The sequence below is a fragment of the Thioclava sp. SK-1 genome (genome assembly GCF_001705665.1).
Taxonomy (GTDB): Bacteria; Pseudomonadota; Alphaproteobacteria; order Rhodobacterales; family Rhodobacteraceae; genus Thioclava.
Map to the genome: position 1 here is coordinate 66518 of NZ_MDHA01000058.1, position 26217 is coordinate 92734.

Consider the following 26217-nt stretch of genomic DNA (forward strand, 5'->3'; position numbering starts at 1 on the left):
GTGGATATAGTATCATCCCATCAGCCGTCGGGCCAGCCGGGTTTGATGCGCAATGGTGTGACGCAGATCAATTGTTGTGATCTGCCCGTCGCGCACCACCTGACGCCCCTCTACAAATACATCGCGGGCCTTGGCTGGCCCGGATAGGATCAATGCCGCCACCGGATCCCATGCCCCTGCCGCCTCTAATCCTGACACATCCCAAATTGCGATATCGGCGCGTTTTCCCGGCTGTAATGATCCACAATCGGTGCGACCCAATACCTGCGCCCCGCCCACTGTGGCGATCTCCAATGCCTCGCGCGCGGACATCGCATCGGCCCCGTTTTGCACCCGTTGCAGCAGCAATGTCTGACGGGCCTCATTGATCAACGACCCCGCATCATTGCTGGCAGAGCCATCCACCCCCAGCCCAACACGCACCCCTTGATCACGCATCTGCCGCACCGGCGCAATGCCCGAGCCAAGCCGGCAATTGGAACACGGGCAATGTGCCACACCGGTTTTGCTGCGCGCGAACAGATCAATTTCAGTATCATTCAGCTTCACGCAATGCGCATGCCACACGTCTTCGCCTGTCCAGCCCAGGCTTTCGGCATATTCCCCGGGACGGCAGCCAAACTGCGCCAAAGAATAGGCGATATCTTCGTCATTTTCGGCCAAATGCGTGTGCATCATCACGCCTTTGTCACGCGCCAGATCGGCCGCATCACGCATCAGCCCACGCGACACGGAAAACGGTGAACACGGCGCCACACCCACGCGACACATCGACCCATCCTGCGGATCATGGAACGCATCAATCACCCGGATACAATCCTCAAGGATCGCCGCTTCGCCTTCGACCAGCGCATCAGGGGGCAACCCACCCTCGCTTTCGCCAATTGACATCGCGCCCCGTGTGGGATGAAATCGCAGGCCCAATTGCGCGGCAGCATCAATCGTGTCCTCCAGCCGCGCTCCATTGGGATACATATACAGATGATCCGAGCTAAGCGTGCAACCCGTCAGCGCCAGCTCTGCCAGACCAATCAACGCCGAGACACGGATTTCCTCTGGCCCCATCTTTGCCCAGATCGGGTATAGTGTTTGCAACCAACCAAACAGCAGCGCGTCTTGTCCGCCCGGCACCGCGCGCGTAAGCGTTTGATACAGGTGGTGATGCGTATTGATCAAACCCGGCGTGACCACACAGCCGCGCGCCAGCACCCGCTCCCCCTTGGTGGTCAGCCCATGACCGATCTGTACGATCACCCCGTCACGGATCAGCAGATCTGCACCCGCCAATTCGCGCCGCGTTGCGTCCATCGTGACCAACACATCCGCCTGTTCGATCAAAATTTCACGCATGCCGCCCCCTTAGCTGTTCAACACCTGCATAGCAGCCTGATGCACCTGCGCATTGGCGGCTGCGATCACCTGCCCGCCACGACAGGCCGGACCGCCTTGCCAATTGGTGACAATACCACCTGCGGCTTGCACCACCGCCATCGGCCCTTGAATATCATAGGGCTGCAAACCGGCCTCGACCACAAGATCAATCTGGCCCGCAGCCAGCAACGCATAGGCATAGCAATCCATGCCATATCGGGTCAGCTTTACCTGACGCGATAGCGCGTGAAATGCCGCGCCTTCCGCTGCGGTGCCCACCTCGGGGAATGTGCTGAACAACACGGCATCCGACAGATCCGCCGTCGCCCGACGGGTTTCCAATGGCATCTGACCATGCGGGCCTTGCAAAAGGCTACGGCCCATACCGCCTTGAAAACGTTCTCCAATATATGGTTGGTCCACGATTCCCATTAAGGGCATCCCCGGACCACCTTCGTCATCATGGGCCAAACCTATCAGCACGCCCCAGCTGGTCGTACCCGACATATAGGCGCGCGTGCCGTCAATCGGATCCAACACCCATGTCAGCCCGGATGTGCCGCGCGTCACGCCAAATTCTTCGCCATAAATCCCATCTTGCGGGCGGCGGAGGGCCAAAATATTACGCATCGCGCGCTCGGACGCCCTGTCGGCCTCGGTTACCGGATCAAAGCCCTCTGCCAGCTTATTGGCCGCGCCAATTCCACCGGGCGGACGAAACCGCGCCAATGTTTCGACCCGGGCGGCATCAGCCAAAGCATTGGCAACCGACCATAAATCTTCGATCGTCTCGTGAGAGAAGGGCTGGGAAAGGGTCATGGCTGTGCTCCGGCTGTATCCTCGATAGCGGTAGCGGCCACGGCTGGCAGGGTCAAGCCACGCAAAAACTGACACAGGCGGACCGCATTGGCCCGCCTGTGTCAGTAAAGATATGTTCAGGTTCTTTGCGCGATTACGCTGCCGAAGACAGAACTTTTGCCAATTCAAACAGACGCCGGCGCTGTGCCTCTGGGATTGCGTAATAAGAGCGCACCAAGGAAAGAGCCTCTTTATCCGCAAGAATGTCTGAATTGCTATGCGCTTCGCCTTCTGGCGTGTCCAAGCCTTCAAAAAAGAAAGAGACCTGAACTTCTAATGCATCGGCGATATCCCAAAGGCGCGATGCGGAAACGCGGTTCATACCGGTTTCATACTTTTGGATCTGCTGAAACTTGATCCCGACCTTATCAGCCAATTGTTGTTGTGTCATGCCGATCATCCAACGGCGGTGACGGATACGCTTACCCACATGGGCATCTACGGGATGTTTCATGCAATCGTCCTTACAACACCAGATTGTCGGAAATTAGCATGCTCGCGACAGCTAGCTCCGACAAAAACTACAAAACCTACCTAAAAAGATAGTGACCCATAACGGTAAAAACAGAGTTAACGCGTTTTTTGATGCGCCGATCAAGAATAATGCAGCAGGAGAACGTCACAGGCTAATTTCATCCACCGCGTGTTTTGCAATTTGCAACGCATTTTCGGGTTACATCAACGTCAACTTCCCAAATCGCAACTTGGGACGAATCAATGGCTGGCAGGTTAGCCGCGCAATGCCTTGGTTTTTCTTAAGAGAGATTGGCAGCCATGCCAAAGTCTGATCGTCTACACCGTGACGGCGCGGTAGACTGTGCCAACAGCCAGTGATGTAATTTGCAATCAACCCGAACCGGAGACAATTATGCGCGCATTAGATTTAGCGAATTTCGGGGCGCAGCCCGCCTTTGTCGAAAAGGACATTGCACCGCCGTCTGGAACACAGGTTCAGGTGGCGATCAAAGCCTGCGGCCTAAATTTCGCTGATCTGCTTATGATTGAGGGGAAATATCAGGACACGCCCACGCCCCCTTTTACCATGGGTATGGAACTATCAGGGGTTGTTATCGCCGCCGGGCCGCAGGCCAGTTTACCTTTAGGTACGCGGGTTGCCGTGTTTTCGGGACAGGGTGGATTGGCACAGTATGGGAATTTCGCGCAAGAGCGCTGCACCCCCCTGCCCGTTAATATGAGCTTTGCACAGGCTGCCGGGTTTCAAATTGCCTATGGAACATCCCATCTGGCGCTGACCGCGCGGGCCAATCTGCGTCCCGAAGACACATTGGTGGTGTTGGGTGCAGCCGGTGGCGTTGGCCTTACCGCCGTTGAAATCGGCAAATCGTTAGGCGCGCGGGTGATCGCCGTTGCACGCGGGGCCGAAAAGCTGCAGGTCGCCCAGCAGGCTGGCGCAGATCTGCTGATCGACAGTGACAGCCCGGATTTAAAACAGCAATTAAAGGATGCCGGCGGGGTCGATGTGATTTATGATGCACTTGGTGGTGACATTGGAGAAGCCGCGTTTCGCGCGCTGCGTCCCGGCGGGCACCATTTGCTGATCGGCTTTGCCTCTGGTCAACCGCCGCAATTGCCGCTCAATCACGCATTGGTCAAAAATATCACTTTGCATGGGCTGTATTGGGGCGGGTATCTGAAATTGGCGCCTTTGGTGCTGACCCAGTCTATGCACGCCCTGTTCCAGATGTTCGAACGCGGCGAGCTGCACCCACCGGTGACACAAGAATATGCTTTTGATCAGGTTCTTACAGCATTCTGCGATCTGAAGGCGCGCCGCTCTACCGGGAAGCTGGTAGTAAAAATTGAATAAGCGAGGATTATCGCGCCGGGTCTTTTTTGAAAACATCCTTGCGAAACTGCCGTGAGGATCTTGTAAATCACCCCAAGCCTGCCAATATCGATTGGGAGTAAAAGACCGCGCCACCCGCGCGGCGCAGAAATGACCTAGATGGAGGCTATCAATGGCTGGTTTCAATACGATGCGCACCGCAACCGGTATGCGTCAGGCACAGATCGATGAGGGTCTGCGCTCCCATATGAACAAGGTTTACGGCCTGATGTCGCTTGGCATGCTGATCACCGGCGCCGTGGCCTTTGGTGTGGGGACAAATGAACAGCTGGTGGCCGCCATCTTCGGATCCGGTCTGAAATGGGTTGTGATGTTCGCGCCTTTGGCTGTTGTTTTTGCCTTTAGCGCGATGATCCATAAAATGTCTGCGGCCACCGCGCAGCTGGTATTCTTTGGCTACGCCGCACTGATGGGCCTGTCCATCAGCTTCATCTTTGCCGTTTATACTGGCGTGTCGGTCGCCCAGACCTTCCTTGTGACGGCTATCGCTTTCGCGGGTCTGTCACTGTATGGCTACACGACGAAAAAGAACCTGTCCGCAATGGGATCGTTCCTGATGATGGGCCTGATCGGTTTGATCGTCGCCTCCATCGTGAATATCTTTCTTGCCAGCTCGGCACTGGGTTTTGCAATTTCGGTGATCGGTGTGCTGATCTTCGCTGGCCTAACCGCCTATGACACGCAAAACATCAAGAATACGTATCTTGAGATGGCAGCGAATAACGAAGAATTCCTTGGTAAAGCCGCCATCATGGGCGCGCTGCAGCTGTATCTGGATTTCTTGAACATGTTTATGTTCTTGCTACAGTTCATGGGCAACCGCGACTAAACATTACTTACGCCTATAAGCTGAAATCTAAAGCCTGCCATGACCGTGTTATGGCAGGCTTTTTCATGGAAACTGCAGCCTACTAAAAAGGTTATTGAAACGATCCACCTGTGTTCAGAACATATTTTTTAAAATGCGCGCTTTGGCTGCCCCGCGCCAAAGCGCGTTTGTGCAGCAGCCCAACCGGTTCAAAGATACAGGTTTGTCGCCACCTGCCGTCAGCGTATCGGATATCTGATGGCAGCCCATGCCCCCGCCATGCCCCCCGGCCCTACGCGCCATCTGCCTACAAGGTCAGATAAGACAGGAATGTCACCGGGCCTTTGTGCCAGGTGACAAATCAGGCATTCGGTTGCGCAGAAGCGACGACTTAACGATTGATGTATGTGTCTCCGCGCGCTCATGCAGTGGCAGCAAAATATCGTCCAGCTCAGCCACATTCACCAAGGACAAACGTGCAATGAAGCAATCATCCCCCGTCACCCTATCGCAAGACGTGAAACGCGGTTCATTTTGGATCATCTGCTCAACGTTATGAAGCTGCTTTGAGCGGGGCTTGATACGCACGATCGCCTCAAGCGTATAGCCAAGGGCTTGCGCGTCAACTTGCACGGTGAACCCTTCAATAACCCCGTCAGAGTGCAAACGACGCAGCCGCTCCCCCACGGCTGGTCCAGATAGACCAACATGTTTCCCAATTTCGGCCAAGCTTGCACGACCGTCGTGCGCAAGCGTAGCGATGATTCCTTGGTCAATTTCATCTAGCGCTTTTTTCATTGTGCCTATTTACGAAAAAATGGCGCTGATGTGAATGAAGAATGCTGAAATCACTTTTGATATCGTCGCGACACCATGCGGTTGCACCCTGTAGAATGGGCTTATTAAGAAATGGAGAGCCACACATGGAAATTCAGCGCATCGCAGCCTTTAGCGCCAATGGCAAAGGCGGAAATCCCGCCGGGATTGTTCTGCTTGAAACCGACGTTTCAGCCATGGCTATGCAAAAAGTCGCAGCCGAGGTCGGATATTCTGAAACGGCCTTCGCCATACCGGCAAACGGGACCAAGCGTACCTGGCGCGTCCGATATTTTTCCCCCGAGTCCGAAGTGCCATTTTGTGGCCACGCCACCATCGCACTTGGTGCGGCCCTTGGATCGCGCTTTGGCGAAGGAACCTATAATTTGAACCTGAACACCACGTCGATTACGGTGGATGCGGCACCATCGCCCCATGGCATGATGGCTACACTGGCCTCGCCGCCGACCAAAAGCCAGGCGATCACCGATGACGAGGTACAAGACGCCATGGCATTGCTAGGGCTGGCACGGGATGATCTGGATACACGCCTGCCCCCCGCGCGCATTCACGCCGGCGCTGACCACCTTGTATTCGCACTACGCGACCGTGATCGACTGGCCGCTATGGCCTATGACCTAGATGCAGGCCGCGCCATGATGAGACGGCATAAGATCGTCACAATCATGCTTGTTCATATTGACGGAGAACGCGATTTTTGTGTTCGGAATGCCTTCGCCTCGGGCGGCGTTCTTGAAGACCCGGCCACAGGGGCTGCTGCCGCGGCATTTGCGGGATATCTTCGTGATCGCGATTGGCCACACGGAAATCAGTTCACAATCAGACAAGGCGAAGACATGGGCGCCCCGTCGATCATTCAGGTTCAGCTGAACACTAAGGCCGGGTCATCCGTCCGCGTCTCCGGACACGCATATAAGATCGATGACCCGCATTAACCCCCGCAGGCAAAATGGGCGCGCCAAACATGGACCTGCACCTTTGGGCAGCCGATCATTGCTCGGTCTTCCGCAACGGTAGCTCGCACTCCGCTCGCAAGATGACATCGGCACATGTCCATCCTGCTCGAAGGACGCACCTTTGCGATGCCGCCGTATGGCCTCTGCACCAGATTGAGGCGATCCGGGGTCCCTGAAGCGCCAGCGGTGCCGGACGGTTTTTCATCACGGGTTTCGACGGGGGGTGGGATGCGAAACCACCCAAGCAATCCGCAACTTCACGCTGGCATTCCGAGCAACGCGCCTACCGTGTGTTCTGTCTATGTTGCCATTGATATCATTCGGAACGCGCGTTTGGGTTTTCGCGGGGTTCGGCAGCATAGTATTGAAATATAATATAAAAATTCGACCGAACCGAAGCGAGCGAGGTTCGCCCAAACTGAGACTAAGGGCATTCTGAGCCCAACTTCGGCCTATCTGCGCGTCTATGAGGTTCGGTCGATTCCCGCAAACCCCTTTGATAACACGGAAAAATCCGTGCCTGTCAGGGCGGTGTCACTGGTTCGTAATGAGGATAGTGGCGGACAGGAAGGGATTCGAACCCTCGAGACGGTTCCCCGCCTACACACTTTCCAGGCGTGCGCCTTCGACCACTCGGCCACCTGTCCGCGGGTGGGTCTAATAGCAAAGGTCGAAAGGATCAAGCAGGTTTTCAAAAAACCTTCACATCCTCAAAACTTTCTCATGCATGCAACCACTTGCCACCCGCCTTCGCCGCTTCTAGGCTGAATTCAACAAAAAACCTTATGCCCAAGACCACGCCTCCCCGATTGGACGATAATGCCTCCACATGATGCGCCTGCAACACGTCAACCACGCCATCTGACCAATGTCTTGCTGGCGATCATAGCTTTTGTTGTCGTTCTGTTTCTCCTCACTCAAGCGCGTTTTGTGCTTATTTCTTTAGCTATTGCGATCATTCTCTTCTCACTGACATCCGAAGCCATCAACGCCATCGCAAGGCTGCGTATCGGCCCGCTACATGTGCCAATGTGGTTGGCATCGATCGCGGCGATGATCTTAATTGCATCCGGGCTCCTTATCGCAAGCGCATTTTTGCTCGCACAAGCCAATGAGGTCGTCACCATGATCCTCACCTATGCCGAACCCGCACAGCGGGCCATCGCGCAGATGTTTCGTTGGATGGGAACCGATGTCGAAGCCGCCGTCCTAGAATCAATGCAAAACATTCAGATCGGGGGATATCTGTCCGCGCTCGCCGGGCAAGCCTCCTCGCTCCTCTCTGCGGCCGTCCTGATCAGCCTGTTTGTCGGTTTTTTATTCGTGGAACGGATCTGGTTCCGCGCCAAACTTCTTAGCCTGATGGGCGGCAATGAATCCCGTACCGATAAGCTCTCACGCATGGTGGAGCGGATCATGCAACTGGTGAACCACTACCTATTGGTGAAGACTATTGTCTCCGCAACAACCGCCGTCATCGTCTATGGGATCTTCCTTCTGGGCAATTTCGGATTGGCCCTGCCCGTCGCAGTGCTCACATTCGCACTGAATTTCATTCCCTCCATTGGCTCGATCATTGCTACGGTAATCGCTGGGCTCGCCGTCTATATCCTCACCGCAGATGTCGCCACAGCCCTCAGCGTGCTCGCGGCAGCGGGCTTGGTACAATTCGTGATCGGGAATATCATCGACCCAATGCTGATGGGCCATGCTCTGCGCCTATCCAGCTTTGGCATCGTGATATCACTGGCATTTTGGGGCGCAATCTGGGGCTTGCCCGGCATGTTCCTGGCCGTCCCCTTCATGGTTGCCCTCATGGTGATTTGCGCGCATTCGCCAACCCTGCGCCCGTTGGCTGTCATGCTTTCACGCGAAGGGCTTCCCGACCAAGATCTCTAACGCTGGGTCATCTTCATCTTGCCAGAAATATCCCGGGGTGAATTGGCCACCGGCCAAGAGGGGCAGAGCCCCTCACCGCCCCTTTAACGCATCGCCCAAAAGATCCAGAAGCTGCGTTTTGGGCACATCAGATGTGACGAAACTATTGCCAATGCCATGCGCCAAAATGAACCGCAGCGTGCCGTCCAGAACCTTTTTATCCTGCCCCATCAACGCAACCAAACCGGCAGCATCCGGCAGCTCACCTTCAATATCGGACAGGTCTGTCTTCATTCCCATGGTGCGCAGATGCGCCCGAACACGGCTTGGATCCTCTTGCGCACACAGGCCCAAACGTTGGCTCAGCTCAAAGGCCAAGGCGCAGCCGATCGCCACCCCCTCGCCATGCAAAAGCCGATCTGAATAGCCTGTGGCTTTTTCCAGCGCATGACCAAATGTATGGCCCAAATTCAACAAGGCGCGATCACCTTCTTCGGTTTCATCACGCGCCACAATATCCGCTTTCATCTGGACAGACCAACGCACCGCCTCCAGCCGCGCGCCCACATCGCCTGCAGCCAAATCCGGCCCATGCGCTTCCAGCCACTCAAAAAATGCAGCATCTCCCAGAAGACCGTATTTCACCACCTCGCCATAGCCCGCCAAAAAATCGCGCGCGCGCAGCGAACCAAGCAGCCCTACATCCGCCAACACCACGGCAGGCTGATGAAATGCGCCAACCAGATTTTTTCCGGCCACTGAATTGATCCCGGTTTTTCCCCCGACAGAACTGTCGACCTGCGCCAATAATGTGGTGGGGATCTGCACGAAACGCACACCGCGCCGCAAGACAGATGCAGCAAACCCGACCAGATCACCGATCACACCGCCACCAAAGGCGATCACAACATCTTTGCGCTCGACTTTTTGCTCCAACAGCCATTCAACCGTGCGCGTGAATTGCGGCCAGCCCTTTGTGGCCTCACCCGCAGGCAGGGCCAAAGACACCATTTCGATATCCCCCAGCCCGGCGCGCAGCGCCTCCAAATGCAGTGCACTGACCGTTTCATCAGTCACAACAGCCACACGCGGCCGACGCAAAAGCGGCGCAATATGTGTCCCGGCCTGCGCCAAAAGCCCGTCGCCAATACGCACATCATATGCGCGATCACCCAACGGAACATGAACAGTCTTCATCATCATTCTTCCTCGCAAATTCCGGGTGTTGCGCACATATATTCAATCACTTTCGCAGCCATAACATCCACCGAAAACCCTGACTGAGCGGTCACTTTCAGCTGCGCCTGACGATAGATGGCAACGCGTTCCGACAAGATGCGCTCCAACGTGGCGCGGGGGTTGGGGCTGCGCAACAACGGTCGATTGGTCTTCCCCTTTACCCGATTCCATAGAATGTCGACATCGGCCTCCAACCAGATCGACACGCCCTGGCGCGCAATCATCTCTCGGTTATTGGCAGCCAAAAACGCCCCACCCCCGGTAGAAACGATCGCAGGTGGCCCGGTCAGCAAGCGCGACAAAACCTCGGATTCACGGGCGCGGAAGAAGCTTTCACCATCGCGTTCAAAAATCTCGGCTACGCTCATCTGCGCGGCGCGTTCGATCTCTTCATCGCTGTCCAAAAAGGGCACATTCAGCTTGCGCGCAAGTGCCGTGCCGACGGACGTCTTACCAGAGCCCATCATCCCGACCAGCACAACGGTGCGGGCCAACCGACAATGCGCGCCCTGCGCTTGGCGCATATTCTGGTGATCGTCTGCCACTTGCATCCCTTTGTTCACGCCCGCTCCTCCCCCGTTGATCGGACCTTTATGACCCTGTTCGATGCGCGTTTTTCGGCCTAGGCTTGCGCAATCGTGATCTTGGGCCCCTTCAATGGCGTGAACTTCCCGAAATTGCCAGTTATAATCACATCTGAGCCCCGGCCCGATCTGCTCTCATCGGCACTTCTTAGCGCAAATACGGGGAAAATGAGGCGAAACGAAAGACGGAACTGATATGGGGCGCATTCTTAAGGCACTCGTGATTCTTGCACTCTTGGGCGGTTTGGCCGTGATAGGCTATGCCTATTTCGGCGATATGGGGCCTGACAGTCAGGAGACCGTGGTGAAAATACCGCTCCCTGGAAGCGAGGGCACGGGTGAGTAAACGCTTCTTTGGTTCCAGCGCCTCGCTTTACGTGGCCCTTGGTATTTGGCCAATTTCTGCCTTTGCACAGCCCGCGTCACAACCGTTGACCGCGATTGACTGGCTGTCCAACAGTGTGGTCACACCGGCTGCAATGGCGCCGGCCCGTCCCCCGCTGGCAGAGCCGCCGATTTCGGCCGGGGTCAGCACGGAAATCATTTCGGCCACCTCTTTGGATGGACCTAACCCCAATGCGTTGGGCCTGATTGCCCCGTCGCGATCGGGCTTGCCCATGACCCTGTGGGGCGACACACCCGAACCAGAGCTGGCGCAATTATTGCGCCGTGAACAAATTGATGCGCTGCCCGCGATTCGCGCCCTGATGCAAGAATTGCTTTTGGCTGAATTGAACCCGCCCGTGGTGACCGCCCCCGGTGCGGCGGGACAATTGTTTTTGGCCCGGATTGACCGGCTTTTGGATCTGGGCGATCTGGAACCCGCGCTGGAGCTGTTAAACCAGGCCAATGCGACCGACCCAGAAATTTTTCGCAGGCGGTTCGATGTTGCCCTTCTGTTGGGGGCCGAAGACAGCGCCTGCGCGGCGATGGAAGATACGCTGAATGTGGCCCCAACGCTTGCGGCGCGGATTTTCTGCCTTGCGCGGCGCGGCGATTGGGAAGCGGCTGCGCTCAGCCTCAGCAATGGCGAAGCCCTGGCAGAGATTGATCCCGAAACTTCTGATCTTATGGCCTATTTCCTTGATCCGGAATTGACCGATATCAACGGTGACCTACCTGTTCCCAGCCGCGTAACGCCCCTGTCATTTCGGATGATGGAAGCGATTGGTCAGCCTTTGCCCACCTCAAACCTGCCGGTCGCATTTGCGCATGCCGATTTACGCGACACCAGCGGCTGGAAGGCTCGGTTAGAGGCTGCAGAGCGGCTGACACGCCTGGGCGCATTAGATCCCAATCAGCTTTTGGGCCTGTATACAGAGCGGCGCGCAGCCGCGTCTGGTGGTGTATGGGATCGTGTGGCAGCCGTGACGCGGCTGGATGTCGCAATCAGCCGCGGCGATGCCAGCGCGGTCGCCCTTAGCCTGCCAAATGCCTATGCAGAGCTGGAAACGATAGAGCTGGAGCCTGCATTGGCCGCGCTTTATGCTGTGCCACTGTCTCAAATGCGCCTGCCCCACGATGCCAAAAGCCTGGCGTTCCGCATGGGGCTGTTGACCCCTGATTATGAAACCATCGCACGCGCCCATCAGCCAATCGACGCCACAGAGCGCCTGCTGCAAGCCATCGCTGCGGGCAACACCAAGACGATTCCGGCCCAAGATCAGCTTGGTCTGGCGTTGAAACAAGTCTTTGACCAACCGCCAAACACGGCACCGCCCGCCTATGCGCCGCTGTTGCCAGATCAGTTCGGCGCGGCCATATTACATGCTATGCAAGATGTCACCGAGGGCGCAAAGGGCGACTACCGTCGTATGGTCTCGGGGCTGAGGTTGCTGCGCGTGGCCGGATTGGAAAGTACGGCAAGGCGCACCGCATTAGAGATGATGATATTGGAGCGCCGCGGATGACCCCGCCAGACGCACATTGGCTATCGGTTTTCCTTGAGGCGCAATCGGCAGAGGCCGGGGCAGCCAAAAATACATTGCTGGGCTATGGCAGGGATCTGGCGGATTTTCAGAGCTTTGCTGCGGCCAAATCCTTATCTCTTGCCACATTGACCCGTGCGCATATTGAAACCTATCTTATCCGCTGCGAGGCTGATGGGTTGTCACAGGCAACGCGCGCGCGCAGGCTTTCCGCGATCCGTCAGCTTTATCGTTTTGCCCATGAAGAAGGTTGGCGATGCGACAACCCGGCAATCCGCATTTCAGGGCCGGGGCGGAAAAAATCCTTGCCGAAAATCCTGTCGGTGCAAGAGGTCGACACGCTTTTAACCGTTGCCTGCGGTTTTGGCCGCACCCCTCATGAGCGGCTGCGCAACCGCTGCTTGATGGAACTTCTATACGCCACCGGGATGCGCGTCACTGAATTGGTGACCCTGCCGGTGGCGGCAACGCGTGGCAATCCGCAAATGCTTATGGTGCGCGGCAAGGGTGACAAGGATCGGATGTTGCCATTGTCCAACCCTGCGCGTGATGCGCTTCATGATTGGCTTGTCAGTCGCGATACCGTCGAGGAAGAGGCGCGGATCAAACGCCGCGTGCCACTGTCGCGTTTTCTGTTCCCCTCTTCAGGGCGTGACGGGCATATCACCCGGCAAAGCTTTCACCGGATCTTGAAAGATTTCGCCATCGAAGCCGGGATCAGCCCTGCCAAGGTCACCCCGCATGTGCTGCGCCATGCGTTTGCAACGCATTTGTTGCAAGGCGGCGCAGATCTTCGTGCCATTCAGATGCTTTTAGGTCATGCAGACCTTTCAACCACCGAAATCTACACCCATGTTCTGGACGCACGTCTAAAAGAACTCGTGTTGACACATCACCCGCTTGCCAAGGACGTTTAGCGCAGATTTACGCGCAGCCAAAATATATGGAAAACATGCCCCCTCTTGATGCTGCCTTCTGGGTATCCGCCGGTGCCATTATGGTGCTTTTATGCTTCTCCGCCTTCTTTTCTGGTTCGGAAACCGCGCTCACTGCAGCCAGCCGCGCCAAGTTGCGTTCGCGCGCAGATAAAGGCGAAAAAGGCGCCAAAACGGCCCTTGATGTCACCGAAGACAGCGAAAAACTGATTGGCGCGATTTTGCTTGGCAATAATGTCGTCAACATTTTGTCGACATCACTCGCCACAGCCCTTTTGACGCGTATGCTCGGTCAATCCGGTGTCGCCATTGCCACGCTTGTGATGACCGTGCTTGTGTTGATCTTCGCAGAGGTTTTGCCAAAAACCTACGCAATTACCCTGCCTGAACAAGTGGCCGGGCGTGTCGCCTTTCCGATCAAGATCGTCACCATCGTATTGGCTCCGATCGTGGGCATCGTCCGCCTACTGGTGCGCGGGCTGTTACACCTGTTTGGTGTGCGCACTGATGCCAATCAACACATGTTCTCGATCCATGAAGAAATCGCGGGCGCCCTGGCGCTTGGCCAATCTGAAGGCACGGTGGACAAAGAAGACCGCGACCGCCTGCTGGGCGCGCTGGATCTGGGCAATCGCACCGTCGAAGAAATCATGCTGCACCGGCGTGAAATCGAAATGATCGATGTGGAATCGGCGCCCAATCAAATCCTTGCAGATGTGCTCTCCTCCCCCCATACACGCTTGCCGCTCTATCAAGGGGAACGTGAAAACGTCGTCGGGATCATCCATTCCAAAGATCTTTTGCGCGCAGTCGAAAAAGTTTTACGCAGTGGTGACGGCACTTTAGACAGCTTGAAACATCTGGATGTGACCAAGGTGATGATGAAACCCTATTTCATCCCCGAAACCACACCGCTCGATGAACAAATGCGCGAATTTCTGAAACGTCGGACCCATTTCGCACTTGTGGTCGATGAATATGGCGATCTTAAAGGCCTTCTGACACTCGAAGATATTCTGGAAGAAATTGTCGGTGAAATCACCGATGAATTTGACCAGATTGCACCCGCACGCCTACTGCCAAATGCGGCCGGCGATTATATCGTCGACGGCAGCATGACAATTCGCGACCTCAACCGCGAGACGGATTGGAACCTCCCCGATGATGAGGCTAATACAATCGCAGGCTTAATCATCCACGAAGCACAAACCATCCCAACCCAGGGCCAGGTGTTCTCGTTCCACCACTTCCGACTTGAAGTACTTGCGCGCACGGATAACCGCCTGACCCGGATCAAAATTCGCCCGCTGATTGCGCCAACACAGTCGCAATCCGAAAAGGCCTGAACCTCGGCAAAGAACTGGCTAGGTTCAGCTTGCTAAAAATATCCCGGGGCGTGAATGGCCAAAGGCCAGAGAGGGGCAGCGCCCCTCTCTCCCAACTCGCCCCCAAAAAACACCTTGGGGGCCAAGGGGCGTCAGCTTAGAAAACTGTCTGGCTCAGCGGCCTTACGGGTTGCCACGAATTCCGACAGCGCTTCCGCAATACCGGGATCCAGCGCCGGTGGTTCATATTCCCCAAGCATTTTGGCCACTCGCACCGCTGCCAGCGCCTGCGTATCGCGCGCGCCATCGTCTTCCCATGTTTCAAACGGCTTGTAATCAAGCAATTGCGTACGCCAAAACGCGTCTTGGTAATTTGCCTGCGTATGGCTGCAGCCCAGAAAATGTCCTCCCGGTCCGACCTCACGCAGCGCATCCATAGCTTGCGCGCGTTGCGACATATCAACGCCCGCGGCTAGGCGATGCAAAACGCCCAACTGATCTGCATCCATCACATATTTCTCATAGGATGCCACCAGACCGCCTTCCAACCATCCGCAGGCATGAAGCATGAAATTCACTCCGGCCATCAGACCGATGTTCAGCGTATTTGCCGTCTCATAGGCAGCCTGAGCATCGGGAAGCTTAGATCCGGTAAAACTCCCGGCAGAACGATAAGGCACGCCCAGACGTCGGGCCAACTGCCCTGCCCCCAATGTGATCTGGCTTGCCTCAGGCGTGCCAAATGTCGGCGCTCCTGAATTCATGTCGATCGAAGTCACAAAGGCCCCGAACACAACCGGTGCGCCCGGCCGGATCAGCTGGCTATAGGCGATACCGGCCAAAACCTCTGCCAGAACCTGGGTCAACGTACCCGCAACCGTCACCGGCGCCATCGCACCGCCTACAATAAATGGAGAAATGATACAGGCCTGCATATTTGACGCATAGACTTCCAACGCGCCCATCATGGTGGCATCAAATGTCATAGGAGAGTTGATATTGATCAAAGATGTCATCACAGGTTGCGATGTTGCGATCTGCTCACCAAATAAGATCTTACACATATCAACACTGTCTTGCGCCCGCGATGCCTCGGTGACCGAGCCCATAAACGGTTTGTCCGACAAGGTCATATGCGCATGCAGCATATCTAAATGCCGCTTATTCACCGCCACATCGGTGGGTTCACATACTGTGCCGCCCGAATGGTGCACCCATTTTGACATCTGCCCCAGCTTCACGAAATTTCTGAAATCCGCGATTGTGGCATAGCGTCGGCCTCCAGTGCTATCACGCACAAATGGCGGCCCATATACCGGGGCCAACACCAAATTGCGTCCACCAATCTCAACCGATCGATCACGATTGCGCGCCAGCTGCGTAAAGGTTTTGGGCGCCGTCGCGCAAAGTTTGCGTGCCAAACCACGCGGAATATGCACACGCTCGCCACGAACATCGGCACCTGCCGCGCGCCAGCGTTCCAGCGCCGCAGGATTTTCAACAAAATTGACGCCGATCTCCTCCAACACCGTTTCGGCGTTGTCCTCGATAATCTGCAGCGCTTCTTCATCGAGGATCTCCAGATTGGGGATCTTGCGTGTGATCACTTGGGAAAATTCTTTACGCACAGCGGTGCGCTCTGCCCGGCGTGCGGCCCCGCCACCGTTGCGGCCACGCTTACGCGGAACGGATGTTGCGCTTGTATCGGTCATCGGGATCCTCCGTCAGCTGGTCTTTGTTGAGACATAAGGTAAAAAGCCGACGCGATATGCGTGAATTACGACATCACCGGGAAGGAAGCGACGGTGACCCCGATCAAGGCCACCGCCCCTGATAGCTCAATCCTCTTGCAGCAACAAAATGCTGGGCTGCCACGGGCCCAAATTCAGGCTGTGATCTGGGCTGGGACGAATCGAGCCAAGCTCACCTCCAATGGTCACCCAATGCCCCGCAGGCACGGTCGCATTGACGGGATGATCTGAAAGGTTGAAGTAACATTGGATGAGCTCATCACCGTAACGGCGTTGAAATGACAACAAATCCCCCTGCGCGACAACTTGCGTGATATCGCCCATACGCAGCGCCTGATGCTGCCTGCGGAAGGCCAAGGCCCGGCGATAATGATGGATCAGCGCCGACGGGTCCGTGTTCGATGTATCTGCCGCCATGCGCTGATGTGCGGGCAAAACCGGCAACCAAGGATTGGCGGTAGAGAACCCCGCGAATGGCGCATTTGCCTCCCAGACCATCGGCGTTCTGGCACCGTCACGCCCTTTGAATTCTGGCCAGAATTCAATGCCATAGGGATCTTGCAGATCCTCAAAATCCAGCTCTGCCTCCGGCAATCCCAGCTCCTCGCCTTGATAGATACATAGTGATCCGCGCATACAGACCATCAAACTGGTATACAGCCGTGCCGCAGCCGGGCTAAGCCCCCAACGCGAGATATGGCGTTCCACATCGTGATTTGTAAAAGCCCAACAAATCCAACCGTCTGAGACAAGCTCTTCAACCTGGTCGAACACATCTTTGAAGGTTTGCGCGGGCAGCGGTGCATGGCCTGACAGGAATTCAAACGCATAGGACATATGCACTTTGTCAGACCCGGACGTATATTCGCCCAGCAATTCCAATCCACGCTGGCTGTCGCCAACCTCGCCCACAGCAGCAGCGTTATAGGCATTCATGAGCGTTCGCAGTTTCCGAAGGAATTCAAGGTTCTTCGGGTGGTTCTTATCATATAGGTGCAGCTGGTGATTGTAGGGGTTCACCTTGGGTGCAGTGTGGTCATTGCGCTCTGCCGGGGGAAGCGGAGGATTGTCGCGCAAATGCTCATCATGCATATAATAGTTCACGACATCCAAGCGGAACCCATCCACACCGCGATCCAGCCAAAACTGCGCCGTATCCAGAAGTGCTTGCGTGACGTCCGGATTATGATGGTTCAAATCTGGCTGCGATGTCAGGAAGTTATGCAGATAATATTGTTCGCGCCGGCTGTCCCAATGCCACGCGGAACCACCGAACATCCCCAACCAGTTGTTGGGAACCGTGCCATCGGGCTTTGGGTCCGCCCAGACATACCAATCCGCCTTTGCATTGTCGCGGGTTGCCCGGCTTTCCTTGAACCAGGCATGCTGATCAGATGTATGAGAAAACACCAAATCAATCATTACCTTAAGGCCCAATGCATGGGCAGTTTCGATGACCTGATCGAAATCCGCCAAGGAGCCAAACATCGGGTCAACATCGCAATAATCCGCGACATCATAGCCGAAATCCTTCATCGGTGAGGTAAAGAACGGCGAGATCCAAATTGCATCGGCCCCAAGCCCCGCAATATAGGGAAGCCTGCGCACGATACCCAACAGATCCCCAACGCCATCGCCGTTACTGTCTTGAAAACTGCGTGGATAAATTTGGTATATGACTGCACCGCGCCACCAGTCTGGATCTTTGGGAAAAACGCTCAAATTTAGCCCCCTAAGTGGAACCGGCCGTTGGCCGCAAATAAGATATTATTGGCACCATGCTATTCACGATCACCATCGAGTAGAATTGGAACAATTGGTGCCTGTGCCAGACGGTTCCAATCACAACCGCACGAGCATCAAGACTCGCGCAAGATGGCACCAACCACAAGCCGTTAAACGGTTTTCTGCTAAACGCGCAGTGGCCAAACCATGCTGTCGCTTACATCTTGGTCATCGGCTAGATCGAACTGCGTCCAGCATTGCAACTTTTGCGTGTTATTTTTGGTGTTGATTAACCCAATGGTAGGACCTGACATTTCAAAGATGTTTCAACCGGCCCTCAAAGCGCTTTGGGCGGCGTCTGATGGAGCGAATGATGACATTGAAAGATCTGTCAAAGCGACTTGGCCTGTCACAGACGACGATATCGCGGGCTTTAAACGGCTATCCAGAAGTGTCCGAGGACACGCGTCGTCGCGTAATCCACGCAGCACGCGAACACGGTTATCGTCCCAATTCACAAGCCAAACGTCTGGCAACAGGACGCGCAATGGCGATTGGTCATGTGATTGTAACGTCTGACGCGACCTCATTACCACCGACCTTTGCCGAATTCATGGCGGGTGCAGGGAAGATATATGCGGATCGCGGCTATGACGCCGTGATTTCGTTTATTACCAAACATGATGCGGCCACCTATCAAGCGATCCACGCCAATCGCAGCGTTGATGGGGTGATCGTTCATGCGCCGCACCGTCTGGATCCACGGATTGCGATGCTGCGTGATGCGCGGCTGCCGTTTGTGGTGAATGGTCGCGTTGAACTGTCGCAGCAGGCATATAATTGGGTCGATATTGACCACGCGCAGACAAGTCAGGAGGCGACTGCGAAGTTGATTGATTTGGGTCATCGTGAAATCGCTTTGGTTGATGGTCAAAGCGATTTGGCATCCGTATTGCAGCGCCGTGACGGATATCTTGCTGCCCATACGGTCGCCGGACTGCCTGTGCATCCTCATTTTCAGGCCATCGGCGGAGATATGTCAGAGGCGCAGGGTTATGACGCAGCCTATGAAATGCTCAGTTGGGGGCAACCACCGACAGCGTTTGTCACTGGATCCCTGGCGGCAGCAATGGGCGTCCGACGCGGGATTATGGATCGTGGGTATCGGCTTGGGCAGGACATATCGGTCTATAGCTTTGATGAGGATAGTCGGCATATGCCCAATGGCAATTGCGTGCCGATGTTTATGGCCATGAAATATCCGGCCCGTCTGGCAGGACGAAAATGTGCCGCGCTGCTGATCGACCTGATTGAGAATACGCCCTTTGAAAACCAACATGTTTTGCTGCACGCAGATAGAATTTCTGGGCCGTCTATCGGTAAAGCGCCGATACAGTTGCCAAAGGCACAGACGTAGATCACATACCTTCAACGCCGGTTTGGTGCCTAATTTCGCCCGCCATGTACCGCACAAAACAGCCGGAACGCTTGCAGCCCCCCCTAACCCGTCTTATCACTTCGCAGTTGAGGCGCTAACATCGTGGTATATGCGCTGACCGCCCGGAGGATACTATGGCCAACACCGACCAACACCTGACCCTACTTTCCGATATTGGCGGGACGAACACGCGTGTGGCCCTGGCTAAAGGTGGTGCGCTGCTACCGGAGACGGTCGCGAAATATCCCAATGCCGGGCGCGCCTCGCTGGAAGATATTTTGCGCGAATATCTTGAGACGAGTCAGTTGACGCGGGTGGCAGGCGCATGTGTTGCGGTGGCTGGGCCTGTATCAGGGGGCGGAACATCAGCGAAAATGACTAACCTGGATTGGGAGATCCAGGCAGCAGCGGTCGCGCAGGCTACGGGTGCCACAACCGTTTCGATTTTAAACGACTTACAGGCACAGGGCCATGCTTTGGGCAAATTGGCTCCGGATAGCCTGCGCCCGGTATTGAAAGGCGCCGATGTGCCGCAGGGTATCGCCGCGCTGGTGGTTGGGGTCGGAACCGGGTTTAACGCCGCGCCAGTGCATGAAACGCCGGGCGGGCGTTATGTTGCGGCCTCTGAATGTGGTCACGTAGCACTGCCAGTACGCACCGATGAAGATTTTGCGCTGAAGCGATATCTTGAACAAAAACATGATTTTGCATCGGTCGAACATGCCTGCGCGGGCCGAGGGCTGGAACGAATCCATGCTTTCGTCACCGGGCAAAACGATGTGCAGCAAAATGGCGAAGAAGTTTTGGCACTTTTACAAGCCGGCGATGCGCAGGCGCAGCGCAGTGCACAGATTTTTGTTCGCCTTTTGGGGGCCGCGATCGGTGATCTGGCATTGACCCATCTTCCCTTCGGCGGGATTTACCTGATCGGCGGCGCCGCACGGGCGATCACACCATGGCTGGAGCCTTTTGGATTTTCCCAAAGCTTTGCAGATAAAGGAAGATTTGGCACTTTCATGGCGCAATTCCCGATCTTTGTGATCGAGGATGATTATGCTGCGCTGACCGGGTGTGCCGCCCATATCAGCGCCACTTTGGCGCGGCGTTAAGAAAAAACGGCACAAATAAATCCCGCATCTTTTTGCGCGTCAAACCTATGTTAACAGGTAAGCGGTAAGCCTTTTTCATATTCGTATGAAAGGGGATACCGTTGCACCTCGAATTCATAATGTCGCTTGGAGACAAGCGATGACGTCACTGCCGCTCGATCCAAAAGTGGACCTATCGAAGGTCACCACCCTCGCTGCGACACTGAAATCACACGCGGGCGCCGATCTTGTCATTGACGCAAGTGAGGTGACGCAGGTCGGTGCGCTGTGCTTGCAAACTTTGGCCGCCGCCGCGCAATCGTGGCGGGCGTCCGGGCATAGTTTAACCATTTCTCCCCGATCTGAAGCCTTTGACGAATCCCTATTGGTATTCGGCTTGGACCTTGACGATCTACAATCCACGGAGGCCGCATGAGCCTTACAGTCCTTGCTGTTGATGATAGCCGAACAATCCGAGATATGCTGAAATTGGCATTGATGGATGCCGGGATAGAGCTTCATGTCGCTGAAGATGGCGTGCATGGGCTGGAGGTGCTGGAAGGCATCAGCCCAGATGCAATCATTTCAGATATCAATATGCCGCGTCTTGACGGCTTCGGCTTTATTGAAGCGGTCCGCAGCCAAGACAAGCATCGTGCAACGCCCATCTTGGTGTTGACCACGGAATCTGCCCCCGAGCTTAAGGCCCGCGCCCGTGCCGCCGGAGCCTCCGGTTGGATCGTAAAACCATTCGACCCACCGAAGCTTATCAAGGCTTTGCAAATGGTCGCTGGTTAAAGGAGGAGAACATGTCCGACCCAATGGCGGAAATCCGAGCAAGTTTCTTCATCGAATGTGAAGAATTGCTTGAGAGCCTGCAAGACGCGCTTAATGACATGGATGATGGTGCAAGCGACAGTGAGACGATCAACGTCGTCTTCCGCGCTGTGCATTCCATTAAAGGTGGCGCAGGGGCATTTGGCCTAGATGCGCTTGTCGCGTTCGCGCATCGCTATGAAACCGTCATGGACGAGGTGCGGTCTGGTAAAATGGCTGTATCGCCCGAAGCGATTAAGCTGTTCTTCCATGCGGCTGATCTTTTGTCGGACCATGTTCGTTCGGCCCGTGATCAAACTCCGGTTCCGGCAGATTCAGAGAGTTGCCTACAAGAGCTTGAGGCTTTGATGGGCATAGATCACAGCGCTGCTGCCGCAGAGGAGGAAGTCTCCTCCGATGATTTTCAACCCATGGGTTTGGCGCTTGATCTGGACTTTGGAGATGACGATGGCGGGCTTCCGTCCCTCGACGATACGATCCAAGATTCCGTTTTGGTGGTATCATTCACGCCCAAACCAGAGCTTTATGCCTCAGGTAATGAACCGCTTCACCTGATCCGCGCGCTACGTGCATTGACAGAAGAATCCAAGATCGAAACGCATTTTAATGCGCTTCCACCGCTGGAGCAGCTTGATCCTGAAGCAAGCTACATCACTTGGTCGATTACACTACGCGGCGATGTTGATGAATCTGACATTCGAGAAGTATTTGATTTTGTTGAAGACGTCTGCGAATTAGAAATTACATCTACTGAAGATGATTCCGGCCCTTTTGAGGTCCTTGCTGAGTTAATTTCGGAACCTACTCTTTCAGATGAGGCCGAAGTTACAGCCGCAATTGAGCCAGTTAGTGTCAATGAGCCCGCAGCACGCGATGAGCCTGTGGCAGCACCAACTCCTCCTCCAAGCCCGCCGGTAGCACCATCTGCATCGGGTGGAGGGCGCCAAAGCAGCCCATCAGCAGAGGCTGGCGCGACCGTTCGTGTCGACTTGGAGCGTATTGACCGTCTTGTGAACCTTGTGGGGGAGCTGGTAATCAATCAGGCTATGCTGGCACAAAGCGTGTCGGAAGCCGGATTGCCGCCCAACTCTGCCGTTATGACTGGCCTTGAAGCCTTCATGATGCTGACCCGCGATATCCAAGATTCCGTGATGATGATCCGTGCACAGCCTGTCAAACCGCTGTTCCAGCGTATGGGCCGGATTGTGCGCGAGGCCTCCGCTGCCGTCGGCAAAGAAGTGAAACTAAAGGTCGAGGGAGAGACGACCGAGGTCGATAAGACCGTCATTGAGCGGTTGGCAGATCCATTGACACATATGATCCGAAACTCTGTTGATCATGGATTGGAAACACCCGACAAACGTCTTGCGGCAGGCAAGCCGGAAGAAGGCGTGATCACCCTGTCTGCTCAGCACCGATCAGGCCGTGTCGTCATCGAGATTGAAGATGATGGCGCAGGCATCAACCGGCCGAAGGTGCTACAAAAGGCCATTGAAAAAGGTCTTGTACCTGCAGACGCATCCCTCTCCGACGGAGAGATCGACAATCTTCTGTTCTTACCGGGATTTTCGACCGCAGATCAGGTCTCGGCCTTGTCCGGGCGCGGTGTTGGGATGGATGTTGTGCGCAGCTCCATTCAATCCTTAGGCGGTCGCATCACGATCCAGTCAGAGCCGGGCAAAGGCACGATCTTTTCAATTTCATTGCCGCTCACGCTTGCTGTTCTTGATGGGATGGTGGTCAATGTTGCTGGCGAAACGATGGTTGTGCCGCTGTCTTCCATTCTCGAAACCACGACATTGACCCAAGGAGACATTCGCGCGCTTGGGCCAAATACAAATGTGATCCACGTCCGTGGAGAATTTGTTCCACTGTATGATCTTGGCGCAGAATTGGGCTACAGGGGCACCAAATCGGATTATGAAGGCTGCATCGCCCTTTTGACGGCACAGGAAAATGGAACCCGCAGTGCCTTGATCGTGGACGCGATTATGGAACAGCGGCAGGTCGTCATCAAAGGGCTCCAGCGTTCCTATGGGCACATCCCTGGTGTTGCAGCTGCAACGATCCTAGGCGACGGCCAAATTGCCCTAATTCTTGACCCCGCCGACCTTGTTCAAAACGCGACCGGGCATACCCGCACCGCTGATTTCGCTCTTGCAGGATAACACTCATGACTGATGATATTGCTCCCACACAGAATAGCTCTGAAATCGAGCTTCTATCATTCCGCTTGGCGGAGGAAGAATATTCGGTCGATATTATGTCCGTCCGTGAAATCCGCGGCTGGACCCGGGCTACCCCATTGCCCCATGCGCCACCCCATGTGCGCGGTGTTATCAACCTTCGCGGGACGGTTTTGCCCGTCGTTGACCTTTCTGTTCGCCTTGGCATGTCGCCGGTCGAAGGCGATGCACGCAACGTGATCATCGTGGTACAACTGGGCCGTCAAACTGCGGGCCTATTGGTCGATGCTGTATCCGACATCTTGTCTATTCCGCGTGAAGAATTGCAGGCTCCACCTGATTTGGCGGCGGATTCTGCACATGGTTTCATCAGCGCATTAACAATTGTTGATGGGCGTATGATCCGTGTTCTTGATTTGGCATCCGTCCTTCCCGACGATTCCGCCGAGGCAGCATGAGCACTCCCTCAAGCGCATCATTCGCGCAAACCCCCCCCACAGATAACGAGCTGCGTCTAATCGCAGATATCCTATATGACCATGCCGGCATCGTTATAGCGCCCGGAAAAAGCTCCATGGTGCAATCTCGATTACAAAAACGCCTTCGGCTTTTGGGCTTATCGAATTACAAAAGTTATCTTGATCTGGTGCGCTCCGAAGATGGATCAGCAGAACGCCGTGAGATGATCTCTGCGCTGACAACAAATGTGACACATTTCTTCCGCGAGAAGCATCATTTCGATATTCTAGTCGAAAAGGCACTGCCCGAAATTCTAACGCGTGCCCGAAACGGTGAAAAAATTCGTATTTGGTCTGCGGGTTGTTCAAACGGCCAGGAAGCCTACACCATTCTAATGACCATCGCCGAAACAGCGCCTGATTTTGACAAGTTGGACATTCGTCTTCTTGCAACCGATATTGACCCGGTAATGATCAGCCGTGGTGCGAACGCAATTTACGATGAGAACATCGTAGCAGTGGTACCTGAAGCCCTTCAAAAGAAATACTTTCAACCCTCGGGCGATAAGTTCCAAGTTTGTGAGCGCCTAAGGAGCCGCGCAAGTTTTCGAGAGCTCAATATACACGGTCATTGGCCGATGAAAGGCCCATTCGACATAATATTCTGCCGAAATATGATGATTTATTTCGATCCAGATGCACAAGCAAAGCTTTGGAAACGTTTTGAAGCGATGATGGGATCGGGGGGATGGCTAATGGTCGGTCACTCAGAGCGTGTCCCCCTGGACACCGGAAGTCAGCTAAAACCCGCAGGAATTACAACATATTACCTGCCGAATGCGGGTCCAAAAGAAGGAGTCCCAAAGTGGCATTAAGAGACCAGTTAAAAGTTATGGTCGTGGACGATATGTCAACGAGCCGCGGTCTGATCCTACAGGCGCTGGACGCGATGGGAATTCGTCAAGTTGGCTATGCAACAGATGGCGCTGGCGCACTTGCCATATTAGAAAAAACACCCGTTCACTTGGTGATCTCGGATTACAACATGCCCGGAATGGATGGGCTACAGCTTCTGCAAGCACTTCGCAAGAATCCGAAAACAGCGCGCAGCGGGTTTATCCTGATAACAGGTCGCGCAGATAAAACGATCATTGAGACGGGTAAAAAGCTTGGGATGAACAACTTCATCAAAAAACCCTTCACACCGCCCGACCTTCGCTCATGTATCGAAGCAGTGGTTGGGCGGCTGTAATGCAAAACACGTCTCAGCAAACTGTCGAGGTGAAACATCGAGATCTTCCACTCGACTTGCTTGCTGCACGGGTGGGAGAAGAGCTCGAAACACTGGCACGTCTGTCCGCAGACGTGCAAAAAGCCATCTCGATGTGTCATTTTTCCGAAGAAACCAGCGCAACCGCTATCAGAGGTCTACAGGGTGTTGATCGGATCACGCAATCTCTTGAAGATCTCGGCCGGTTGATGTCCGCTATCTCCGGCGAGATGCCCGAGGGCGTAAACCTCCATGCCGTTCCAATCCTATCCAGACTACGCCTGCATGAGTTGATTACCAATCTAGACCCAAATCAGCCAAAAATCGTGCACACGCATGAAGAAGCCGATGGCGACATCCAGTGGTTTTAGGCTGTTGATTGTCACTGAGAACTGACCCGGTATTTTCACCGAGATTTGACCCACCCTCAGTTATGTGCCGCGGTCTATGACGGGGTCAACGTTTTGGTCCCCTTTCGTGTTTTCTTTGCAGACTCGGAGTTGGCCTTGAAGCGGTAGCTGTCGTTGCCAGTTTCGAGGATGTGGCAGCGGTGGGTAAGCCGATCCAAGAGAGCCGTGGTCATCTTTGCGTCTCCGAATACCTGCGCCCATTCTGAGAAGCTGAGGTTTGTGGTGATGATGACGCTGGTGCGCTCGTAGAGCTTGCTGAGCAGATGGAAGAGCAGCGCCCCGCCAGATGAGCTGAACGGCAGGTAGCCGAGTTCGTCCAAGATGACCAAGTCGACCTTCGTCAGCATCTCAGCCAGTTTCCCTGCCTTACCGAGCGCCTTTTCCTGCTCCAGCGCGTTGACCAATTCCACAGTTGAGAAGAAGTGCACCTTACGCCGGTGATGTTCGATGGCTTGGACGCCGATTGCT

At 55.1% G+C, this 26217-nt stretch carries 27 protein-coding genes and 1 tRNA gene; 18 read left to right on the forward strand and 10 right to left on the reverse strand.

Annotation, left to right across the window (positions count from 1 at the left end):
- Positions 1-12: 12 nt before the first annotated feature.
- The 3 genes from BFP70_RS14235 to BFP70_RS14245 form a co-directional block, all read right to left on the reverse strand.
- The gene (locus BFP70_RS14235; RefSeq protein WP_066012314.1) at positions 13-1350 is read right to left on the reverse strand and encodes an 8-oxoguanine deaminase; all 1338 of its coding nucleotides are present in this window, start codon (positions 1348-1350) and stop codon (positions 13-15) included.
- A 9-nt stretch (positions 1351-1359) separates the two neighbouring features.
- Entirely contained in the window at positions 1360-2190 is an 831-nt protein-coding gene (locus BFP70_RS14240; RefSeq protein ID WP_066012315.1) for an inositol monophosphatase family protein, read from the reverse strand.
- Between the two features lie 133 nt (positions 2191-2323).
- Positions 2324-2683, reverse strand: coding sequence for a helix-turn-helix domain-containing protein (locus BFP70_RS14245; RefSeq protein ID WP_066012316.1), 360 nt, complete (start codon positions 2681-2683; stop codon positions 2324-2326).
- 91 nt (positions 2684-2774) lie between these two features.
- On the opposite strand from BFP70_RS14245, the gene BFP70_RS20765 reads away from it, so the two are divergent.
- The 3 genes from BFP70_RS20765 to BFP70_RS14255 all read left to right on the forward strand — a co-directional run bounded on the left by BFP70_RS20765 (position 2775) and on the right by BFP70_RS14255 (position 4925).
- The gene (locus BFP70_RS20765; RefSeq protein ID WP_141693214.1) at positions 2775-3017 is read left to right on the forward strand and encodes a hypothetical protein; all 243 of its coding nucleotides are present in this window, start codon (positions 2775-2777) and stop codon (positions 3015-3017) included.
- A gap of 80 nt (positions 3018-3097) precedes the next feature.
- Positions 3098-4057, forward strand: a complete 960-nt coding sequence (locus BFP70_RS14250; RefSeq protein ID WP_066012317.1) for an NADPH:quinone oxidoreductase family protein — start codon at positions 3098-3100, stop codon at positions 4055-4057.
- Between the two features lie 151 nt (positions 4058-4208).
- Positions 4209-4925 (forward strand): Bax inhibitor-1/YccA family protein, encoded by a 717-nt coding sequence (locus BFP70_RS14255; protein ID WP_066012318.1) that lies wholly within the window; start codon positions 4209-4211, stop codon positions 4923-4925.
- Between the two features lie 312 nt (positions 4926-5237).
- Here the strand turns inward: BFP70_RS14255 and BFP70_RS14260 are convergent, their stop codons facing one another.
- On the reverse strand, positions 5238-5702 hold the full coding sequence (locus BFP70_RS14260) for an Lrp/AsnC family transcriptional regulator (RefSeq protein ID WP_066012319.1): 465 nt from the start codon (positions 5700-5702) through the stop codon (positions 5238-5240).
- A gap of 125 nt (positions 5703-5827) precedes the next feature.
- On the opposite strand from BFP70_RS14260, the gene BFP70_RS14265 reads away from it, so the two are divergent.
- The gene (locus BFP70_RS14265) at positions 5828-6676 is read left to right on the forward strand and encodes a PhzF family phenazine biosynthesis protein (RefSeq protein ID WP_066012320.1); all 849 of its coding nucleotides are present in this window, start codon (positions 5828-5830) and stop codon (positions 6674-6676) included.
- 578 nt (positions 6677-7254) lie between these two features.
- Here BFP70_RS14265 and BFP70_RS14270 read toward each other — a convergent pair.
- Positions 7255-7344, reverse strand: a tRNA-Ser gene (locus BFP70_RS14270).
- Positions 7345-7516: 172 nt separating this feature from the next.
- Between BFP70_RS14270 and BFP70_RS14275 the strand changes: the two genes are divergently transcribed.
- Positions 7517-8596, forward strand: coding sequence for an AI-2E family transporter (locus BFP70_RS14275; RefSeq protein ID WP_083217525.1), 1080 nt, complete (start codon positions 7517-7519; stop codon positions 8594-8596).
- A 72-nt stretch (positions 8597-8668) separates the two neighbouring features.
- Here the strand turns inward: BFP70_RS14275 and aroB are convergent, their stop codons facing one another.
- Both aroB and BFP70_RS14285 read right to left on the reverse strand, forming a co-directional pair.
- The gene (gene aroB, locus BFP70_RS14280; protein ID WP_066012321.1) at positions 8669-9775 is read right to left on the reverse strand and encodes a 3-dehydroquinate synthase; all 1107 of its coding nucleotides are present in this window, start codon (positions 9773-9775) and stop codon (positions 8669-8671) included.
- Positions 9775-10338, reverse strand: coding sequence for a shikimate kinase (locus tag BFP70_RS14285; protein ID WP_141693215.1), 564 nt, complete (start codon positions 10336-10338; stop codon positions 9775-9777). The genes aroB and BFP70_RS14285 overlap by 1 nt, the downstream gene beginning before the upstream one ends.
- Before the next feature lie 280 nt (positions 10339-10618).
- On the opposite strand from BFP70_RS14285, the gene BFP70_RS21420 reads away from it, so the two are divergent.
- The 4 genes from BFP70_RS21420 to BFP70_RS14300 are packed head-to-tail and all read left to right on the forward strand — an operon-like array spanning position 10619 to position 14607.
- Entirely contained in the window at positions 10619-10744 is a 126-nt protein-coding gene (locus BFP70_RS21420; protein ID WP_255356721.1) for a hypothetical protein, read from the forward strand.
- A complete protein-coding gene (locus BFP70_RS14290) occupies positions 10737-12308 on the forward strand; it encodes a hypothetical protein (protein WP_066012322.1) in 1572 nt (523 codons plus the stop codon). The genes BFP70_RS21420 and BFP70_RS14290 overlap by 8 nt, the downstream gene beginning before the upstream one ends.
- Positions 12305-13243, forward strand: a complete 939-nt coding sequence (locus BFP70_RS14295; protein ID WP_066012323.1) for a site-specific tyrosine recombinase XerD — start codon at positions 12305-12307, stop codon at positions 13241-13243. The genes BFP70_RS14290 and BFP70_RS14295 overlap by 4 nt, the downstream gene beginning before the upstream one ends.
- A 35-nt stretch (positions 13244-13278) precedes the next feature.
- Positions 13279-14607 (forward strand): HlyC/CorC family transporter, encoded by a 1329-nt coding sequence (locus BFP70_RS14300; RefSeq protein ID WP_369820211.1) that lies wholly within the window; start codon positions 13279-13281, stop codon positions 14605-14607.
- A 131-nt stretch (positions 14608-14738) separates the two neighbouring features.
- Here BFP70_RS14300 and BFP70_RS14305 read toward each other — a convergent pair whose 3' ends face one another.
- Both BFP70_RS14305 and BFP70_RS14310 read right to left on the reverse strand, forming a co-directional pair.
- Positions 14739-16298 (reverse strand): trimethylamine methyltransferase family protein, encoded by a 1560-nt coding sequence (locus BFP70_RS14305; protein WP_066012325.1) that lies wholly within the window; start codon positions 16296-16298, stop codon positions 14739-14741.
- 126 nt (positions 16299-16424) lie between these two features.
- Positions 16425-18059 carry an alpha-glucosidase gene (locus BFP70_RS14310; protein ID WP_066012326.1) on the reverse strand — a complete coding sequence of 545 codons (1635 nt, stop codon included), beginning with the start codon at positions 18057-18059 and terminating at the stop codon, positions 16425-16427.
- 364 nt (positions 18060-18423) lie between these two features.
- On the opposite strand from BFP70_RS14310, the gene BFP70_RS14315 reads away from it, so the two are divergent.
- The 9 genes from BFP70_RS14315 (at position 18424) to BFP70_RS14355 (ending at position 25710) form a co-directional block, all read left to right on the forward strand.
- Entirely contained in the window at positions 18424-19479 is a 1056-nt protein-coding gene (locus BFP70_RS14315) for a substrate-binding domain-containing protein (RefSeq protein WP_083217526.1), read from the forward strand.
- Positions 19480-19634: 155 nt separating this feature from the next.
- Positions 19635-20609 (forward strand): ROK family protein, encoded by a 975-nt coding sequence (locus BFP70_RS14320; RefSeq protein ID WP_066012328.1) that lies wholly within the window; start codon positions 19635-19637, stop codon positions 20607-20609.
- Positions 20610-20748: 139 nt separating this feature from the next.
- Positions 20749-21024, forward strand: a complete 276-nt coding sequence (locus BFP70_RS14325; protein WP_066012329.1) for an STAS domain-containing protein — start codon at positions 20749-20751, stop codon at positions 21022-21024.
- Positions 21021-21386: a response regulator gene (locus BFP70_RS14330; protein WP_066012330.1), complete on the forward strand. Its 366-nt coding sequence runs from the start codon at positions 21021-21023 to the stop codon at positions 21384-21386. The genes BFP70_RS14325 and BFP70_RS14330 overlap by 4 nt, the downstream gene beginning before the upstream one ends.
- Positions 21387-21397: 11 nt before the next feature.
- Positions 21398-23593 (forward strand): chemotaxis protein CheA, encoded by a 2196-nt coding sequence (locus tag BFP70_RS14335; RefSeq protein ID WP_083217528.1) that lies wholly within the window; start codon positions 21398-21400, stop codon positions 23591-23593.
- A 5-nt stretch (positions 23594-23598) separates the two neighbouring features.
- Positions 23599-24069: a chemotaxis protein CheW gene (locus BFP70_RS14340; protein WP_066012331.1), complete on the forward strand. Its 471-nt coding sequence runs from the start codon at positions 23599-23601 to the stop codon at positions 24067-24069.
- The gene (locus BFP70_RS14345) at positions 24066-24944 is read left to right on the forward strand and encodes a protein-glutamate O-methyltransferase CheR (protein WP_066012332.1); all 879 of its coding nucleotides are present in this window, start codon (positions 24066-24068) and stop codon (positions 24942-24944) included. Before BFP70_RS14340 ends, BFP70_RS14345 begins: the two co-directional genes overlap by 4 nt.
- Positions 24935-25321 carry a response regulator gene (locus BFP70_RS14350; RefSeq protein ID WP_083217529.1) on the forward strand — a complete coding sequence of 129 codons (387 nt, stop codon included), beginning with the start codon at positions 24935-24937 and terminating at the stop codon, positions 25319-25321. The genes BFP70_RS14345 and BFP70_RS14350 overlap by 10 nt, the downstream gene beginning before the upstream one ends.
- Positions 25321-25710, forward strand: a complete 390-nt coding sequence (locus tag BFP70_RS14355; protein ID WP_066012334.1) for a hypothetical protein — start codon at positions 25321-25323, stop codon at positions 25708-25710. Before BFP70_RS14350 ends, BFP70_RS14355 begins: the two co-directional genes overlap by 1 nt.
- Positions 25711-25784: 74 nt before the next feature.
- Here the strand turns inward: BFP70_RS14355 and BFP70_RS14360 are convergent.
- Positions 25785-26217, reverse strand: a 433-nt coding sequence (locus BFP70_RS14360) for an ATP-binding protein (RefSeq protein ID WP_176715577.1), incomplete at its 5' end; no start/stop codon positions are given.